Annotated in this window: 12 protein-coding genes; 6 read left to right on the plus strand and 6 right to left on the minus strand. The window is 65.1% G+C overall.

The features are described from left to right. The first annotated feature begins 170 nt into the window (after nucleotides 1-170). From C1876_RS00005 to C1876_RS17885, 3 genes are all read left to right on the plus strand, one after another. A complete protein-coding gene (locus tag C1876_RS00005) occupies nucleotides 171-1,706 on the plus strand; it encodes an FAD-dependent oxidoreductase (RefSeq protein ID WP_114544855.1) in 1,536 nt (511 codons plus the stop codon). A gap of 95 nt (nucleotides 1,707-1,801) precedes the next feature. Continuing rightward, nucleotides 1,802-3,205: a helix-turn-helix transcriptional regulator gene (locus C1876_RS00010; RefSeq protein WP_158544486.1), complete on the plus strand. Its 1,404-nt coding sequence runs from the start codon at nucleotides 1,802-1,804 to the stop codon at nucleotides 3,203-3,205. 162 nt (nucleotides 3,206-3,367) lie between these two features. Next, nucleotides 3,368-7,564 carry an EAL domain-containing protein gene (locus C1876_RS17885; protein ID WP_244909972.1) on the plus strand — a complete coding sequence of 1,399 codons (4,197 nt, stop codon included), beginning with the start codon at nucleotides 3,368-3,370 and terminating at the stop codon, nucleotides 7,562-7,564. A 20-nt stretch (nucleotides 7,565-7,584) separates the two neighbouring features. On the opposite strand, the gene C1876_RS00020 is transcribed toward C1876_RS17885, so the two are convergent. From C1876_RS00020 to C1876_RS00040, 5 genes are all read right to left on the minus strand, one after another. Beyond that, complete coding sequence (locus tag C1876_RS00020) at nucleotides 7,585-8,460, minus strand: dimethyl sulfoxide reductase anchor subunit family protein (protein ID WP_114544673.1); 876 nt, start codon at nucleotides 8,458-8,460, stop codon at nucleotides 7,585-7,587. A 10-nt stretch (nucleotides 8,461-8,470) separates the two neighbouring features. Continuing rightward, nucleotides 8,471-9,130 (minus strand): Tat proofreading chaperone DmsD, encoded by a 660-nt coding sequence (gene dmsD, locus C1876_RS00025; protein ID WP_114544674.1) that lies wholly within the window; start codon nucleotides 9,128-9,130, stop codon nucleotides 8,471-8,473. Continuing rightward, nucleotides 9,127-9,798, minus strand: a complete 672-nt coding sequence (locus tag C1876_RS00030) for a DMSO/selenate family reductase complex B subunit (protein ID WP_114544675.1) — start codon at nucleotides 9,796-9,798, stop codon at nucleotides 9,127-9,129. Before C1876_RS00030 ends, dmsD begins: the two co-directional genes overlap by 4 nt. Before the next feature lie 270 nt (nucleotides 9,799-10,068). Next, nucleotides 10,069-10,683: a 4Fe-4S dicluster domain-containing protein gene (locus tag C1876_RS00035; protein WP_114544676.1), complete on the minus strand. Its 615-nt coding sequence runs from the start codon at nucleotides 10,681-10,683 to the stop codon at nucleotides 10,069-10,071. 30 nt (nucleotides 10,684-10,713) lie between these two features. Further along, nucleotides 10,714-13,140 (minus strand): DMSO/selenate family reductase complex A subunit, encoded by a 2,427-nt coding sequence (locus C1876_RS00040; protein WP_114544677.1) that lies wholly within the window; start codon nucleotides 13,138-13,140, stop codon nucleotides 10,714-10,716. A 227-nt stretch (nucleotides 13,141-13,367) separates the two neighbouring features. Between C1876_RS00040 and C1876_RS00045 the strand changes: the two genes are divergently transcribed. After that, nucleotides 13,368-14,954, plus strand: a complete 1,587-nt coding sequence (locus C1876_RS00045; protein WP_114544678.1) for a helix-turn-helix transcriptional regulator — start codon at nucleotides 13,368-13,370, stop codon at nucleotides 14,952-14,954. A gap of 573 nt (nucleotides 14,955-15,527) precedes the next feature. On the opposite strand, the gene C1876_RS00050 is transcribed toward C1876_RS00045, so the two are convergent. Then, complete coding sequence (locus tag C1876_RS00050) at nucleotides 15,528-16,475, minus strand: dimethyl sulfoxide reductase anchor subunit family protein (protein ID WP_114544679.1); 948 nt, start codon at nucleotides 16,473-16,475, stop codon at nucleotides 15,528-15,530. A gap of 377 nt (nucleotides 16,476-16,852) precedes the next feature. Between C1876_RS00050 and C1876_RS00055 the strand changes: the two genes are divergently transcribed. After that, nucleotides 16,853-17,410: a signal peptidase I gene (locus C1876_RS00055; RefSeq protein ID WP_114544680.1), complete on the plus strand. Its 558-nt coding sequence runs from the start codon at nucleotides 16,853-16,855 to the stop codon at nucleotides 17,408-17,410. Beyond that, complete coding sequence (locus tag C1876_RS00060) at nucleotides 17,371-18,057, plus strand: hypothetical protein (protein ID WP_114544681.1); 687 nt, start codon at nucleotides 17,371-17,373, stop codon at nucleotides 18,055-18,057. The genes C1876_RS00055 and C1876_RS00060 overlap by 40 nt, the downstream gene beginning before the upstream one ends. The last annotated feature ends 2 nt before the right edge of the window (nucleotides 18,058-18,059 follow it).

The raw sequence follows: 18,059 nt of genomic DNA on the forward strand, positions 1-18,059 counted from the left end.
CAGATCGACCCACGCCCGGCCTTCCGCCCCCTCCCCTCACCGCGGAACGCCGGGCATCTTTGCGTCAAAACCCCATTTCGCGAAAAAGGGGTGATGCGCGTAGCCCCTGTTCTCCCGTACGCTCGTGGAGTCGTCGACGACCACAACGACATCTGAGGGAAGGGGACATCATGGGAACGCATCTTGACACCGACGTTTCGCGCCGCAGCTTTTTGAAGGCATCCGGCGCCACCGCGGCCGTTGCCGCCGGAGCACTGCTCTGGGGCTGCGCGCCCAATACGTCAAAGGAACGTACCGTATCGGAATCGGGCATCCCCGAGACGTGGGACGAAGAGGCCGACGTCGTGATCGTGGGAGGCGGCGGCGCGGGCATGTCGGCGGCGCTCATGGCCGCCGAAGCGGGATCGTCCGTCATCGTGCTGGAGAAGGGACCTGCCACGGGCGGTTCCACGGCCCTGTGCGGACAGGCCATCATGGGCGTGGGGACGTCCGTCCAGAAAGCCCTCGGCATCGAGGACTCCGTGGAAGAGGCCATGAAGTACTTCTCGGCCATCGGCGACGGGCGCGACGACCTCGTGCGCTTCGTGGTGGAGCACAGTGCCGACGCCGTCGAATGGCTCATCGGGCTGGGCATGCAGGTGCCGACGGAAATCGGCAATCCCGGCCTCGTGTTCGGCGGTCAGGAGAAGGAGCGTGCCGACCTCACCGCACCCGTCATGCGCACCCACTATGCCGTCAAGCCCGACCCGGGCCTATGGCCTGTGCTGCAGAAGGCGGCCGACGCGCAGGAGGGCATCACCGTGCACACGGGCACGCCGGCCACCAGGCTCGTACAGCGCGGCGACACCGGCGAAGTGCTGGGCGTCATCGCTGGCGACGGACGCGAGAAGGCCATCAAAGCCCGCAAGGGCGTGGTGTTGGCCGCAGGCGGCTTCGCGCGCAACCCCGACATGATGCACGCGCTCATCTCGCGCTACGACGTGCAGACCACGGCCAACGAGTGCGACACGGGCGACGGCATGAACCTGGGCCTGGCCGCAGGCACGAGCGTGGGCTACTTCGGCATGCTGTCGAACGTGCAATTCTCCCAGCCCATCATGCCGTGCGCGTTCATCGTGCTGGGTCCCGACACCATGGAGGGAAAGCCGCCGTTCATCTCGGTCAACGTGCAGGGCGAGCGCTGGACGAACGAGCGCAAGTTCTACTCGTACATCTGCGACGACATCCTGAAGCAGCCCGAGGGGCGCGCATTTGTGCTCACGTGCGGCGACGCGGGAAAGGCCGGGCTGTCGCGTGCGGCCGAGCAGGCGCATACGGGCGACACCCTGGCCGAGGTGGCCGCAAGCATGGGCGTGGACCCCGAAGCGCTGACCGCCACCGTGGAGCAGTGGAACGCTTCGTGCGCCGCGGGCGTCGATGCGCAGTTCGGGCGCCCGAGCGAGCTGTACCCGCTTGAGAGCGGTCCCTACTACGCCGCCGAGGTGAAGCCGGGCGCCGCCTGCACGTTCGGAGGCATTACGGTTGACACCGACATGCACGCCCTGCGGGCGACAGGCGACGCGGTCATTCCGCGTCTGTACGCTGCCGGCATGAACAGCATGGCCCTCGGCCGCTTCTACCCCACCTGCGGCTCCGCCGTGGCCACCGCCATAACGACGGGCCGCCAAGCGGGAAGCAATGTCGCAGCCGAAGCGGATTGGGAGTAGGAAATAGGAGGGGGCGGGCATCATCCCTCCCCCTCTCCGGTACCGAGGGCGAGCAATTTGCTATGCTACAGAGCCCTGCTCCGATAAAGGACTTCATGACTCGAGCTCAGCTCCATACGCTGCTTTTGCTGATGGGCGGCTTCGTCGCATACAAGCTGAGCATTTTGCTGGCTTGGAACGGCGACGCGCTCACCGGACCGACGTGGGACGCCTTGCAGCCCGCGTGTTTCGTCGCGCTGTTCTGCACCTGGGGTATCGTATCCGCCGCAACCCTTCTGGCCGCTCTGGCGGTGTTCGCGCGCAAGCGGCTCGCCTGGAGCAGCGTCATGCGTCTGCTCCCGCCGGGGTTCGCGCTCGCCTTGGGCGGGGCGCTCGCATTCCTTTCGCTCGTGTTCTCGAACGCGTCGCTGACCCTCGTCGTTGCCGCTGCCGCCGTCATGTCGACGGGGTACGCGTTGCTGCACTTCGTCTGGGCCATCCTGGCGCTTCGGGCCAACCTGCTCACCGTGCTCGCCGCGCTGACGGTGGGGCAGCTCATCACCTCGGGGGCATTCATGGCCCTCAAGCAGGCGGGCACGGAGGTGCAGGCGAGCTTCCTCATCGCCTCGTGCGCCATTCTCTTCGTCACCGTGCACGCCCTCGCATCGCGCGAGGGAGCAAGCGCCGCCCCCTTCGCAGACCGCCATCGGCGCACCCGCCCGCAACGCGACCCGCTCGTCATCGGCATCGCGGCGTCCACCTTGGGCGTCGGCATCCTGTGGGGCTCGTCGCCGTCGCTGCGCGACTACACGCTGTGGGTATTCGGCGCCATCGCGGTGTGCGCCACCTTTTTCGCGGTGTCGCTCATACAGAAGCGCGAGGCGAACGCCGAAGCCCTCATCCGTCTCGTGTTCGCCATGCTGGGCATCGCCATTCTGCTGAACGCCGTCGCACCCGACTGGCATGCCGTGTTCATGGGAGCCGTGTGGATGGGCTATTCCATGTTGTCGCTGTGCCTGTTCCTGCTCGGTCGCAACGACGCGGAAGGACACGCCCGGCCCAACGGCAAACAGCTGATCGAGGCCCTGGCCCTCTTCGACGCCTGCATCGCCCTCGGACTGGTCATGGGCCGCATCATGAGCGTAGCCGTGCCCTCCATCGAAACGCCCACCACCGTGGCCGTGGCCCTGTTGCTGGCGTTCATCTTCCTGTTCGGCAATCGCTCGACCGCACGGCAAGCGCCGCCATCCGAGCAGCACCCGGCCGACCTCGACGACGTCAACGAAGCGATCCGCAGCCAATGCCAGGCGTTCGCCGCCCGTCACGAGCTGACCGACGCCGAATGCGACACGCTGTTCTACCTCGTGAAGGGACTCACCATCAAGCGCATCGCCGAAGCGCGCTACGTATCGCTCAACACCATCAAGTCTCAAATGACGAGCATCTACCGCAAAGCGGGCGTGCATTCGAAGCAAGATCTCCTGGGAATGTTCGAGACCGAGCATCCAGACTGCGGATAGGGCGCGTTCGCGCACGTGACGGCTTCCCTTCCTTCTCATCAATTTCGCGATTGTTCGGGACATATCGTGAGGTGAAGCCCTACAATGGTCGGAAGGCTTGAGACAGGAGTAGCGATGCCGGGCAGCCGACGAAAGAGCGTCCCGATCCAAGGCCACGCCTACGTGATCAACCAACACTACCAGGTCGTGTATCTCGACGGGGCAGCGCGCCGCGTGTTTCCCGGAGGGCGCGTGGGCGAGCTGTGCTACGAGTGCTTCCGCGGGCAGAAGGAACCCTGCCACGACTGCCCCTGGCGCTCCGACGCGGGGCAGCACGCCTCGCAGACGCTCATCTACAGCGCCCGCCTCGAGCAGTGGTACGAAACCACCTGCCTTGAGCTGGAGTGGTTCGACGAGGGCCCGTGCGTCCTGTTTTCCAGCCACCCCGTCGACGAGCACAGTCGCAGCCTGTTCGGCTCCATCAGCTCGACGGCAACCTACGACGAGCTGTTCGAGCTCAACCTGACCGACGACACGTACAAGGTGCTGTACAACGAGCCCGACAAGTACGTCACCTCCCCGCCCGAGGGGAAGCTCAGCATCATGTTCGGCGACGTTGTCGCGCAGAAGATTCACCCCGACGACCACGATCGCTTCCGAGCGTTCTGGGATTTCGACACGCTGCTCGAACGCCTCGACGCCGCGGGCGGTTCGCTGCGCGGCGAATTCCGCAAGCGCCTGCTTGCCGGCGGATGGGGATGGGCGGCGCAAACCGTCGTATCCGTGAAGCGCGGCAGCGGCGGCGAGCAGGTGGTCATGTGCTTCGTGGCCGACATCGACGACGAGGTGCGCCGCCGCGAAACGCGGGCCGAGCATTCGCAAATCCAGCTGCTGCGCGAGCGCGACCAGCTCACCGGGCTGTACAATGCAGCCACGTTCTACGACAAGGCCGAATCCCTCGTAACCAGCACGCCCGATATCAGCTACGAAGCGGTGTACATCGACATCGCGCACTTCAAGATTTTCAACGAGTGGCACGGGCGCGAAGCGGGCGATGTCATCCTGTGCGCCATCGCCGATCGCCTCAAGGAGGTCGTCAACCAATGCGACGGCGTCGCCGGCTATCTGGGCGGCGACGACTTCGTGCTGGTGCTGCCAAGCGGCCTCATCAGCGAAGACGTGCTCGATCAGCACCTCAAGCGCCCGCCGTTCGACTCCGAGGAAACCATCGGGTTCCAGCCGGCGTTCGGCGTGTGCGCCATCGACTTCCCCGCCGTGCCGGTGGTCACCGCCTTCGACCACGCCATGATTGCCATGAACTCGGTGAAGGGCCGCTACACCAAGCGCCTCGAGCGTTACCACACGGCCATGGCCGAAGAGATGGAAGCCGAGGCCAAGCTGCTGCTGGAGGTGAAGCAAGCCCTGGCCAATCGCGAATTCGTGCTGCATTGGCAGCCACAGTGCAGCACGCGCACGGGACGCATCGTGGGCCTTGAAGCGCTCGTGCGCTGGCAGCACCCCGAACGCGGCCTCGTGTATCCGGGCGCGTTCATCCCCATACTCGAACGCAGCAACTTCATCGCGAGCCTCGATTTGTACGTATGGGACGAGGCATGCCGCCACATCCGCTCGTGGATCGATCGCGGCGGAACCCCCATCCCCGTATCGGTGAACATCTCGCGCGCCGACCTCTACGCCATCGACGTCGTGGAGACGTTCGAGGGGCTCATGGAGCGCTACGAGCTGGAACGCTGGATGCTCGAGCTGGAAATCACCGAGAGCGCCTACGCCGAAGACGAGAAGATGGAGAACACGGTGGCCCGCCTGCGGGACCTCGGGTTCACCATTCTCATGGACGACTTCGGCAGCGGTTACTCGTCGCTCAACATGCTGAAGGACATCACCGTCGACATCCTGAAAATCGACATGGGCTTCCTGGCGCGCGAGAGCGAATCGCAGCGCAGCGAGAGCATCCTCGAAGCCATCGTGTCCATGGCGCGCTTCATGGACCTGCGTATCATCGCCGAAGGTGCCGAGACGAAGGAGCAGGTGGCCTTCCTGCAAGACGTGGGGTGCGACTACGCGCAGGGCTACTACTTCTACCGTCCCATGAGCACCGAGGCGCTTGAAGAACTGCTGCGCGACGACAGCATCGTGGATCATCGCGGCGTGTTGAGCCCCAAGATGGAAACCATCGACGTGAACTCGCTCGTGCACGACGACGACACGAGCCGCACCATCATGGACCACCTCATCGGCGGCTTGGCCGTGTACGCCGTGTACCCCGACCGTTTCGAGCTGCTGCAGGTGAACAACGAGTACTACCACGTTACCGGCTGCAACTCGGTTGATCTGCGCGAACGTCAGACGCTCATCTCCAACCAGGTGCACCCCGACGACCTGCCCATCGTGCAGGCCATGTTCGAGGATGCGCAGCAGCACCCCGTGTCGGGCGCAAAGGCCGTCATCCGCCGGTACCGTTTGAACGGCGAGATGATGTGGCTGCGCATGCAGGTGTATTTCCTGCGCAGCGAGCAGGATCGCACGATCTTCTTCGCCTCCCTGGCCGACGTGACCGAGCAGAAGGAGCAGGAAGAGCGCCTGCGCTCGTCACAATCCGCGTTGGACAGCGTGCTGGGCATGTCGTCTTCGAACGAGATGAGCCTGAGCGACCTGACGGACGAGAATCGCCGGACGGCCGCGCAGATATTCATGCGCAATACCCCCGGAGGCCTCGTGGGCGGCTACTGCGAAGAGGACTTCCCCATCCTGTTCGCGAACGACGAGATCGCGCACATGGCGGGCTACGACACGTCGGCGGAATTCATCGAAGCCATCGACGGCAAGGTGATCAACTCCATCCACCCCGACGACCGAGAGCAGGTCGCCTTCGACGTGGGAACCGAGTACTACGAAGGGCTCGAGTACACCACGCAGTACCGCATGCTGCGCAAGGACGGCTCGTGCTTCTGGGTATCCGACCACGGGCGCGTGGTGCGCACGAAGAACAATCGCCTGGCCATCGCCAGCTTGTGCATCGACATCGACGACACGGTGGGCATGCAGCAGGCATTGGCGCTTGAGGACGAGGTGCTCCACCGCATCATCGAACAGTCCGATTTGAACGTGTGGGTGTACGACGTCGATCGCGACTGCCTGTCGTTCCAGAATCTTTCGTCCAACGGCATCGCATCGCTGCTGGCCGCTTCGGGCTCGGACGAAGACGATGGCAGAAGCCTCAACGCCGACGTGAGCAACGTGCTGCGCCGCCTGTCGCGAGAAGCGCTGTGGGGACGCCCGGCCGTGCGCACCATCAACGTGTGGTCCACCACGGGCGAGCAGCTCACGCTGCACATCGAGCGCGAGGTGATAGGTGGCGCGAACGGCGAACCGGCGCGCGTCATCGGCTACCTGGAGGACCCGACGCAAGAGCCGCAGGCCCGCTTCACGCGCGCCGGCGACAACCACCTGCTCAACATCCTCAAGGGCACGGCGGTGGATCATTGGTACATCAACGTGAGCACCCACAGCTTCCTCAGCTCGGCCGACCGGCGCGCCTGGCGCTATTGGGCCGGTCTCTCGCTTGAAGATTGGTCGGACAGCACGATTGACGACCGCATCAGAAAGGTGATCCATTCGCCGAAGGACGCCGACGCTCTGAGAAGCTTCTTCGATTTCGACGAGATGCTGCGGCGCTTCGACGCGGGCGCGCGCTACGATTCGATCGAGTTCCGACAGACCGACGGCTCCGACGAGCGCTGGATGGAGCTGAGCTATCGCATGGTGCAGCTCGAGGACGGCGGCAGCGTGTTCGCCTACCTGTCGGTGAACGACATCGACGACCGCAAGCGGCGCGAGCTGGACCTTGAGGACAAGGCCGAGCACGACGCGTTGACGGGCCTCATGAACCGGCAAACCGCCTCGGTGCTCATTCCGGCCGCGCTCGAGCGCACGGTGCAGCACGAGAACGCAGGCGCCTTCGCCATCATCGACCTCGATGATTTCAAGCTGGTGAACGACCACTACGGCCACCTGTCGGGCGATTCGGTGCTGGCCGGCGTGGCGCAGCACCTGCGCAGGGCGTTCGGCGAGAACGACCTCATCTGCCGCTGGGGCGGCGACGAGTTCGTCGTGTACTGCGAACGCACGACCCGCGACGACATGGCCGCGCGCATGCACGTGCTGTGCGACGGCCCCTGGAAAACCACGCTGGAAGATCAGCGGGAGATCTCGCTGTCGGTGTCCATCGGCATCGCGATGGCGCCGCAGGACGGCACCACGTTCAAGACGGTGTACGAACGCGCCGACCGCGCCCTCTACCAGGCGAAATCAAAGGGGAAAGCGCACTTCTGCTTCTACGAGGCGAACCCGCGCGTGTGAAGGGCGCACCCGCGCGCCCTTCACACGCCCAAGCCCACCGTCATGTGCATCATGTAGAACGCGAACCGCATGACGAAGATGCCGCCCAGCACCAGCAGGGCGGCTCCGGTTGCGCGCACGAGCGTGAGGCGGGCCTTGCCCCACAACGCGGCGATGTCCGCGCCGATGCCCGCCATGCTCATGAGGCCGAACGCCCCGATCATGAGGCCGTAGGAGGGCACAAGCTGCGCCGCCGTCACGAACGAGTTCTCGATGGCCGGCAAATCGGCGCTCTGCATGCCGAAGGACACGACGTTCGCCGCCAGCGCTACGGCGGCCACCACCGCGAGCACGCGACCGAAGCGCCCCTCGATGCGCTCGTAGCCCGCCGCCCGCAACCCCGCGATGGCCAGGATGGGGCCGCCCACCACCGCGTTCAGCACGAGGTTGAGCGGCACGTACACCGTGTACCACGACACGATGGTCTCGGCTGCGTAGGCGAAGCCCACCGCCACCACGAACACGACGCCGGCCACCATGGCCAGCGCCAGCCACACACGCTGCAGCTGCGGTTTCGGGTGCTCCACGAACGCGTAAAGCCAGTACAGCCCCGCCAGCGCCAAGAACACCACGGCAAAGAACACCTCGGTGGACAGCGGGCTGCGCCCCACCCCGATGAACACGTACAGGGCGTTCGCCGGATTGCCGAGGTGCGTGGCCGAGGCTACGAGCCCCACCATGGCCACCACGAGCGGCAGCCCGAGGAACACGTTGAGGCGCTGCCGCATGGCATCGGACGTGCCGCGGGCCAGCACGGGCAGCGCCATGCAGATGAACGCGACAACGCCCGACGGTGCCAACGTCGTGAACAACACGAGCGTGATCTCGCCGAGCGCGGTATCGAATCCGGAAATCATCGAGGCGGGCCTAGCGGTAGAACCTCGGGTGGACAACCTCGAGGCCGAGCTCGGCCTCGATACCCTCGAGCGAGGCCTTCGTCAGGCGGGCAAGGCCCTCGTAGAACGGCTGACGGGCGGCCTCGGCCAGCTGATCAAGGAAGTGCGTCGACCAGGTGAGCAGGTGCAGGCGCAGGAATTCGGCCAGGTCTTCGGGCTGATTGCGCGCGATCCACGCCATGAGCACGAGCATGAGGCCCATATGGTCTTCGGGGGTTTTGTCGTCGGTCTGGCGCGCAATGCCGTGCTCGCGCATCCAACGGCGCAGCTCGAGCGTGGTGGCGCCGAACACGACGCACTCGCGGTCGGTGTACACCGAGCCCCACGGCGGCGCGGGCTTCGGGGCGGGCCCGATGAACAGGCGGCGGTACTCCCACACGAGGTCGTCGTCCTCGACGCCCTTGGCAAGGCCGCTCGTCATGAGCTCGAGGTCGGCGCGCGCCTCGTCCTCGACTACGAACGGCCACTCGACCGCCGCCTGCGCGGCATCGAGCGCGGCCAGAGCCGCGAACGCCGGGCCGGCATCGCCCTTCACGGGGTCCTGCAAGAAGAACGGCCCGAGGGTTTCCCCGACGAAGGCAATGCCCTCAAGCGCATCCTGGGAAATCGGCGCAGCTGCTTGTTCGCTCATTCCATCTCCTCTTTCTTGGTCGCCCGCACCTCGGCGGTCGAGCGAAATCCTACTTCCAACAGGTTCGACACGGCGCCGTCCTTCGATTCGGCGGGCCGCGCGTCGTCCGGCGGCTTGATGAACAGGTTGGGCACCGTTGCGGCCGGGTCGGGCAACGGCGCGATGGCGGCGCGCTCGCCCTTCTTCGCCATCTCGTCGGCCGGGCCGAAGTCGAGGGCGCGGGCCGGGCACGCCTCCACGCACACCGGCTTCTCGCCGGCGGTCACGCGGTCGACGCAGCCGTCGCACTTCACCGAGTGGCCCTTGTCGCGATCCACGCGCGGCGCGCTGTACGGGCACGACAGGTGGCAGTACCCGCAGCCGATGCAGTGGCGTTCGTTGACGCTGACCAGGCCCGTTTCAGGGTCTTTGTGCATGGCCTCCGTCGGGCACACCTGCACGCACACCGGGTTGTCGCAGTGGTTGCACGCGATGGACACGTTGTACGCAAAGCACGTGGTTTCGAACGTGCCGTCGCGCTCGTTGCGCTTCGTTTCGCCGCCTGCGTACTCGTACACGCGGCGATACATCGTGCCCACGTCGAGGTCGTATGCGTCCTTGCAGGCGAACAAGCAGGTCTTGCAGCCCGAACAACGCGTTCCATCGAAGAAAAAAGCCTGCTGAGACATACGACGACCCTCCTCTCGCCAACACGGATCGCAAACTATCGGGATTATTCTAGCGTACCAGGGCAGAGTAGAAGCTGGGGCGCTCCCCCTACTTTTGAGTCCTCTTTCTTTTGCGCCGCGTGGCTGACGGCGGGCTGGGGGGATGGCGCGGCGCAATGGGGAGACTTGCGGGTTGCTCGGTTGCGCCGCGACAGCAGAAACCGTGCGCGCGACCCCCGCGCGGCGCATGGGGGAGAGAAGAAAAGGGGCCGCTTTCGCGGCCCCTTTGGTTTATGCGACCTCGAGCGGGTTGGCTACCTCTACCGTGCCTGCGGGTTGAGCGTCGGCGGACGCCTTGATGAACAGGTTCGGCGTGGTTTCCGATGCGTCGGGCAGCGGCGCGATGTTGGCGCGCTCGCCCAGCTTCGCCATCTCCTCGGCAGTGCCGAAGTCAAGCGCGCGGGCCGGGCAGGCCTCCACGCACACCGGCTTCTCGCCGGCGGCCACGCGGTCGGCGCAACCGTTGCAACGCACAGCCTTCTTCTTCTCCTCGTCCACCTTCGGCGCGCTGTACGGGCACACGATGGCGCACGTGCCGCAGCCGATGCACTTCTCCTCGTCAATGGACATGAGGCCGGTGTCCGCGTCCTTGACGATGGCGCTCTGCGGGCACTTCTCGAAGCAGATGGGGCTATCGCAGTGGTTGCAGGCAACCGAGACGGGATAGCTCACGCACGTCGTGGTGACAATGCCGTCGGCGTCGCGGGTCGTGTCGCCCATGGTGGCCTCGAGCACGCGGCGGTAGGTCATGCCGACGTTCAGATCGTTGTAGTCTTTGCACGACATCTCGCAGGTTTTGCAACCGGTGCAGCGCGTGCCGTCAAAGTAGAATGCATATTGAGACATGTGGTTTCACCCTTCCTTAAAGCTCGCTGCTTACGCCTTCGCTACCTGGCAGATGTTGCTGTGCTGAGGATTGCCCTTAGCCAGCGGGGACGGACGATGGGTGGTCAGCGTGTTGATGCAGCCGCCCTTGTCAACGCGATCGCCGCTCATGTCGGCGTCGTGCCATGCGCCCTGCGAGATGCACACCGTGCCGGGAACCACGCGCGGCGTCACCTTCGCCAGCAGCTCGATTTCACCGAACGCGTTCTTCACGCGAATCTTGTCGCCCTGCTTGATGCCGCGCTCCTTCGCGTCGGCCGGGTTGATCCAGGCCTCCTGCGGGTTGACTTCCTTGAGCAGTTCGATGCCGCCCCAGGAAGAGTGCGTACGGCCGCGGTAGTGGAAGCCGCTGCAGCGCAGAGGATACTCGTCGGTGGGAACGTCGGTCTCGGTGAAGCCGTGCGTGTACACGGGGATGGGCGAAATGAGGTCTTCCTCACCCAACTCCCAGGTTTCCGCGATGCCGGCCAGCGTCTCCGAGTAAATCTCGATCTTGCCGGAGGGGGTGTCAAGCGGGTTGGCCGTCGGGTCGGCGCGGAACGCCTCGAACGCGATGGTGGCACCCTTGGGGTTCTTGCGGGTGTAGACGCCCATCTCCATGGCCTCGTCGTACGTGGGCAGCTCGGTGTCCTTCTCGCGCGACTTCTCGTAGAGCTCCTTGATCCAGTCTTCCTGCGTCTTGCCCTCGGTGAACGCGTCCTTCACGCCCATCTTGTCGGCGATGAGGGTGAGCGAATCGTAGAGGGTCTTGCGCTCGAACTTCGGCGTGGTGCACGGCTGGCCGCTGATCATGTAGGCGTTGTCGCCGCCGGTGCCGATCTGCGACACCTGCTCGAAACGGAACAGGTCGGGCAGCAGGATGTCGGCGTACTTCGCGGAGTCGGTCATGGCCGTTTCCCACACCACGATGAACTCGCACTTGCTCTCGTCGGCAAGGATATCGTGCGCGTAGTTGATGTCGCCGTGCTGGTTCGTCAGGCAGTTGCCGGCGTAGTTCAGCATGCACTTGATGTTCTGGTTGAGCTTGTCGGCACCCGTGATGGCGGAGTTGAGAGCCGTCATCTCCGTGCCGTGGTCGATGGCCTCGGTGAACAGGAACACGGGGATCTTCGTCTTGATGGGGCTATCGCCGGCCGGCAGGGACTGCAGGCTGATGGAGTACGAACCCTCACGGCAGCCGTTGCTCGTGCCCGGCAGACCAACCTGGCCGGTCAGAAGCGGCAGCATCATGATGGACCAGCAGTTCAGCTCGCCGTTGCTGCGGCGCTGCGGGCCCCAGCCCTGCACGACGTACAGCGGCTTGGCGGCGCCGATTTCCTGCGCCAGCTCCTTGATGCGGTCGGCGGAGATGCCGCAGATGGGGGCGGCCCACTCGGGGGTCTTCTCCACCATGTCGTAGCCGGTGCCCATGATGTAGTCCTTGTAGGACTTGTTCTGGCCCTTGGCGGACTCGGGCATGGTGTCCTCGTCGTAGCCGATGCAGTAGGTGTCCAGGAACTCCTTGTCCACCAGGTCGTTCGCGATGAGCTCGTGCGCGATGGCGGAGCACAGCGCGGCGTCGGTGCCGGGGTTGATGGGCTGCCACTCGGCGGAGCGGCCCATGACGGAGTCGTTCATACGGGGGTCGATGTAGATCATCTTGCCCTTGGTGGTCTCGCGCAGGTGCACCCAGTCGTAGTGCGACACGGCGCCGCCCTGACGGGTCTCGGTCGGGCTCGTGCCGAACGCGAGGATGAGCGCGGCGTCCTCGGCGGCGTTGAGCGTGCTGCCGCTGAAGCCCGATGCGCCGTAGGTGTGCGGCACGATCATTTCCATCTGCATGGCGCTGTAGTCGCCGTACGATCCCAGGTAACCGCCGAGGCAGTTCATGAAACGCGGCAGCGAACGCGCCGTGGTGGAGCTCACGCCCGTGGCGTAGGGGATGTAGATGGATTCGTTGCCGTACTCGTCGATGATGCGCTTGAGTTCGCTGGCGATCGTGTCAACGGCCTCGTCCCACGAAATCTGCTCGAACTTGCCCTCGCCGCGCTTGCCGACGCGCTTCATGGGGTAGTTGATGCGATCGGGGTTGGCGAGCCAACGGCGGTAGGTACGGCCGCGAAGGCAGGCGCGCGGCTGAATCTCATCGAAGCCCGCGTCCTTGCTCGTGTAGGTTTCCACCCAGGCGACTTCGTCGTCCTGCACGTGGAACTTCAGGCTGCAACGGCCGGGGCAGTTGATGGCGCAGTGACCCCACGTCGTAGTCTCTTCGACCGCCTGCTTCGCGGCGTCGCCGCCCTTGCTCTCGGTACCGCTCGGCGAACATCCGAACAACGACACGGCACCCGTGCCCATAGCGGCCGCACCCAGGCCGGCCAGCGCCGAGCCCTTCATGAACGTGCGGCGAGACACCTGTGCGTTCTCCAACGTTTTCGTCATGGTCCCTCCCTCTTTCACTCTCTCGTCCTGTGATCCGCTTCCCAGGCGGAACAGCTCGCATTGTTGCACGCAGGGCGTCACCCGTTGTCACATAAAATATGCGAACTTAGAGTTTTGCCTGGTCACAAGTGAGCACTTTGGTAACGCGTCGCACGGTACCCCCGGCTTTACCGCTATACTGATGCGAATGAAATCATGAGTTGGCAACGTCGTGCCGGGGGGGATTCTTGAACGCAGCCACCGTAGCTTACATCCTGAAACCGAACATCACGTCGCTCGGCTACGGCTTGTTTCTGGCCATCAACGCCGCGGGCGTCTGGGGCGGCGTGTTCCCCTTCCTGCCGCTGGAATTCCAGACCACCGAAATCGTGTTCTGGTTCTTCCTCGCGCAGTCGCTCGTGTTCTCGTTCAGCTACTTCGCGAGCGCGCTCGGGTCGTACTTCTTTCCCGGACCCACGCGCACGTTCATCGTGCGGCTGGCCACCATGCCGTACCTCTTGGGATGGTGCTGCCTCATCGCGGCCATCTACCTGGACGACGTCGCGCTGCCGCTCGTCATCGTGGGCGGCGGATTGCTGGGACTGGGATCGGCCGGCTTCTACATGCTGTGGCAACGACTGTTCGCAAGCCAGGATTCCGACACGGGCAACCGCGACCTCATCCTGGGCACCGTGTACGCGGCGGTGCTGTACTTCTCGCTGTACCTTATTCCCCAAGCGGTGACGGCGTTCCTCATCCCGCTCGTGTTCCTGCCGCTGTTCGGGTTGACCATCGTGCTGAAGAGCCGCGAGATCGACCTCGACCAGCCGATGTTCCAGGACGTGCCGCGCGACCATCCGCACGTGTACCGCAGCGTGATCAACGATTACTGGCGCAGCGCGCTGTGCGTGGGGGCGCTCGGGTTCTGCACGGGCATCATGCGCTCGCTGGCCATCGGCGAGCCGTCGGTGGGGTCGCTCGTGAACGTGCTGTCGATGGGCGGCTCGCTGACCGCGGCCGCGGTGGTGCTCGTGCTGTGGCAGTTCAAGAACCTCAGCGTGAACGTGGTGGCGGCGTACCGCATCTTCTTCCCCTTCGTCATCACGTCGTTTCTGCTGCTGCCGTTTCTGCCCGAGGAGTACGCGCGCTGGCTGGCCGGCGCCCTGTACGCCGTGTACAGCGTGGCCATCATGCTCATGATGATCCAGTGCGCGCAGGGCTCGCGCGACCGCGGCATCAACCCCGTGTTCATCTATGCGTTCTTCGGATGCATCGTGTACGCGCTGCACGACGTGGGCTTCATCGGCGGCACGTTCGCCGAACAGACGCGCATCATGGGCATCGCGCCGTTGGCGGTGGTGGCGCTTGTGGCCGTGTACCTGCTGGGACTCATGTACTTCATCGGGCAGGGAGGGTTCCGCCGCATCTTCAAGCACGACAACGGCGCCGCATCCAGCATCGAACTCGTGGCGCTGCGCGCGCACGCCTCCGAGAAGAAGCCGGCTGTCGAGCCCGCGCCGAGCGAGGTGGATACGCGGAAGGCGGCCGGGCGGGCGAACCGCAAGCCGCGGCGCGAGGAGCGCGTGTACCTCGACCGCATCTCGAAGCAGGCCGCGCTGTTGCAGCAGCACTACCGCCTGAGCGAGCGCGAGACCGAGGTCATGGAGCTCATCGCGCGCGGCAACACCGTGGCGCGCATCGCCGAGGACCTCGTGGTGACCGAGAACACCATCCGCACGCACTCGAAGCGCATCTACGCGAAGCTGGACATCCACAAAAAGCAGGAACTGCTCGACCTCATCGAGTCGTTCGACCCGAACGACTTGCAGGAGTGATACAGCGCGCGAACAAGGCCCTCGTCGCTTGCGGATTCTCGGGCGTTTCGTATAATATAGGGCGAGCCGCAGGGAGCTCCTAACTCCCCACGGCTCTCGGATCGCTTCGGCGGTTTGGGTTTACTTGGAGCGCTCCTTTCCCCTTCGGGATTGGAGCGCGTCTCTTATCATCAGAGCGAACTCGACGATCCGAGTCACCAGCTTCACGAGCAGTTCGGCCAATGCAAGCAAATCCAAAACGGTCATGGTCTTCACCTCCATCCATCTAGAATCATGAGAGGGAGAGGCACCAAGCCGCCTGGCGTATCCGTACCTATGAGTATAACGAGCCGACCTAGCACTTCGATGGCGTGCGTCACCATGGAAGACCGTCTCGAACGTGCGCATTTCCAACGTCGTTTCCACGCGAATCCCACGCGGCGCGCATCCGCGTCCAGCACGGTTCCAGCGCGCCTCGCATGCGGTTCCAGCGCGATTCCAGCACCGCCAAGCGCCGCGCGCCAAGCACATGAAAAAGCCGCCGGCACCTGTTGGGGTACCGGCGGCTCAAGCGCGGTCGAGGGCGAGCCTCGGTTAGAACTGCAGTGCGTAGAACATCATGCGGGCCACGAAAATGCCGATGAGCACGGCCGCGTTGCCGGCCACGAGCAGCGGCACCGCCGAGCGGATGCCCACGGGCGCGTCGATGTCCACGTCCTCGCGGTCGCGCAGCGGGATGGCCGCCGCGGCGCCTGCCGTCCTACCGAGCGCCGCAGCGGTGCGGCCGCCCGGCATCAGCGTGGAGCGCAGCGTGGCCAGCATGGCCACGAAGCCCGCGATGGAGATGATCAGGTACACCCACGAGCCGGGAAGCACCTCGCCACCGGCGACGTACGCGCTGAACGCCGACTGCGCGAACAGCAGCTGCGCGCTCACCGCGAAGATGGACACGATGGTGCCGACGAGCGCCACGATAAGCGCCACCGCCGGGAAGCGCGATGCGCGCGCCTCAGGCAGGCCGCCGCCCAAGCCGATCACGAGCGCGCCCAGCGGCACGCCGCCGGCCACGGCGAAGCCCATGATGCCCAGCGGCACAAGCGCCGAGTTCCACGTGAGCACGGCCGAGCCCATGTACATGACGCCCATGCTGAGCGCCAGCAGCAGCGACGCCACGCCCACCACGCTGGAGAACACCTTGCGCGGGCGCTCGGGCAGGTTGCCCGTCATCGCGATGATCCAGTACACCACGGCCAGGGCCACGAACAGCATGCCGGCGATGCCCACGAAGGACAGCGGCGCGATGTCGATGCCTTGGAACAGGCTGAGCGCGTACTGCGGCGATGAGAGGGCCACGAACGATGCGATGTAACCGACGGCCAGGATGGCCAGCGGCAACAGCGTCCACCGATCGATGCGTTCCAGGTGTTCCTTACTGAAGCGCGTGGTGAGAAACGCCACCGCCAGGCCGATGAACGCGCCCGATGCCATGGGCACGAGCGTGGTAAACAGAACCATCGGCAGTTGGAGCAATGCGAGATCCATGATCTGCCACCTCCTCAGGGTTCACGACGAACCCTCTTGCTGGTACGTCAAATGCGACCCTCATCGTACGTTCGCACGACGATGGGCCAGCTGACCCGGCCCGACGTTCAAAGAGGCGTTGCTGCCTCGTGGCTGCGATGTCACAGGGGACCGCAAGGGCGCGCCGATCCGTCTTTCCGAGATCAACGGCGCATGGCGGCCCGCCAACGACACGGTCGCGTTCTGTCGGATGCATGACGAAACGCTGTCGCACTTTGATCAACCTACATACCTATGTATAACCGTCGCGTTCTCAACGTCGTCGCCCGCGCGCGGGCTGGTAGGGTATCCGCCATCTTTTCGCATGCAAGCGCGCTTCCCTCTCGAACGGAACATCGATGCTCCACCGCATATGGAACACCTTCGGCATCATCGTCATCGGCATCGGCCTTGCCCTGGTCGTGGCCTTTGTCGGCGTGCGCGCGGTCGGGCTCACGCCGTACGCGGTGCTGAGCGGCAGCATGGAGCCGCGCTACCCCACCGGGTCGCTCATCTACGTGCAACACGCGACCCCCGCCGACGTGACCGCGGGCGACGCCATCACGTTTCGCCTCGACTCGGGCACGCTCGTCACCCACGAGGTGTACGACGTCGACGAGGCCCGCCAGCAGTTCTTCACCCAGGGCATCGCGAACAAGAACGCCGACGGTTCCACGCTGCACGACGCCGCGCCCGTGCCGTTCACGGCGCTCGTGGGCAAGCCGGTTGCGGCGCTGCCCCTGCTCGGGTACGTGAACGTGGCATGCACCACGCCTCCGGGCATCTTCGTGATCATCGCCGCTCTCGGCGTGTTCATAGGCACCTCCCTCATCATCGGTCGCGCCAAGACGCGACCATCCCCTGAAAGGAGCTCCACGTGGAAACGACCATCAACAAAAAGAGGATCGCGCTCATAGCCGTCCTCGCCGCCTGTTTGGCAGCGGCCGCCGTCGCCGGCGTGCTGGCCTGGCTCACCGTGTCGAACAGCGTGACGAACACGTTCACCATCGGCAGCATCACGCAGCCCACCACCGACCCCGACACCCCGGCCACCACGGTCACGCTGGCGGGCAACATCTCCGAGAACAAGTGGGTTGACGATTCGAAGATCGTTCCCGGCTCCACCGTGGCGAAGAACCCGAACATCGGCATCGGCAAGGGCAGCGACAGCTCGTACGTGTACGCGTTCGTCAAGAACAACGTGGCCACCGACGCCTACTTCACGCTGAACAGCAACTGGCAGCCCGTGACGTACGTGGGCGACGGCACGGCGAAGCCCCTCGCGGGCGGTTCGGCGGGCGAATACACGGGCGGCCTGTTCGTGTACGTGGGCCCGAGCGGCTCCGACGCCGCCGTGCTTGCCGGCTCCCCCACGGCCGACACGTACACCGGCGAGCTGTTCTCCACGGTGAAGATGCCCACGACGGCCACGGCCGCCAGCTACACGGGCAAGGACGGCGCCTACACGATGGACGTTTCGTGCTACCTGGCAACGTCCGAGGGCACGAGCACGACCGACCTTGCCACCGCGGTCCAGACCTGGGCCAACGGCCTGGCGGCGTAGCA

The organism is Eggerthella sinensis (assembly GCF_003339815.1).
GTDB lineage: Bacteria > Actinomycetota > Coriobacteriia > Coriobacteriales > Eggerthellaceae > Eggerthella > Eggerthella sinensis.

Excerpts from the sequence above, each read along its gene's own strand:
- C1876_RS00035 (WP_114544676.1), bottom strand. The coding sequence starts at position 10,683 with ATGTCTCAATATGCATTCTACTTTGACGGCACGCGCTGCACCGGTTGC.
- C1876_RS00005 (WP_114544855.1), top strand. The coding sequence starts at position 171 with ATGGGAACGCATCTTGACACCGACGTTTCGCGCCGCAGCTTTTTGAAG.
- dmsD (WP_114544674.1), bottom strand. The coding sequence starts at position 9,130 with ATGAGCGAACAAGCAGCTGCGCCGATTTCCCAGGATGCGCTTGAGGGC.
- C1876_RS00020 (WP_114544673.1), bottom strand. The coding sequence starts at position 8,460 with ATGATTTCCGGATTCGATACCGCGCTCGGCGAGATCACGCTCGTGTTG.
- C1876_RS00050 (WP_114544679.1), bottom strand. The coding sequence starts at position 16,475 with ATGGATCTCGCATTGCTCCAACTGCCGATGGTTCTGTTTACCACGCTC.
- C1876_RS00055 (WP_114544680.1), top strand. The coding sequence starts at position 16,853 with ATGCTCCACCGCATATGGAACACCTTCGGCATCATCGTCATCGGCATC.
- C1876_RS00040 (WP_114544677.1), bottom strand. The coding sequence starts at position 13,140 with ATGACGAAAACGTTGGAGAACGCACAGGTGTCTCGCCGCACGTTCATG.
- C1876_RS00030 (WP_114544675.1), bottom strand. The coding sequence starts at position 9,798 with ATGTCTCAGCAGGCTTTTTTCTTCGATGGAACGCGTTGTTCGGGCTGC.
- C1876_RS00010 (WP_158544486.1), top strand. The coding sequence starts at position 1,802 with ATGACTCGAGCTCAGCTCCATACGCTGCTTTTGCTGATGGGCGGCTTC.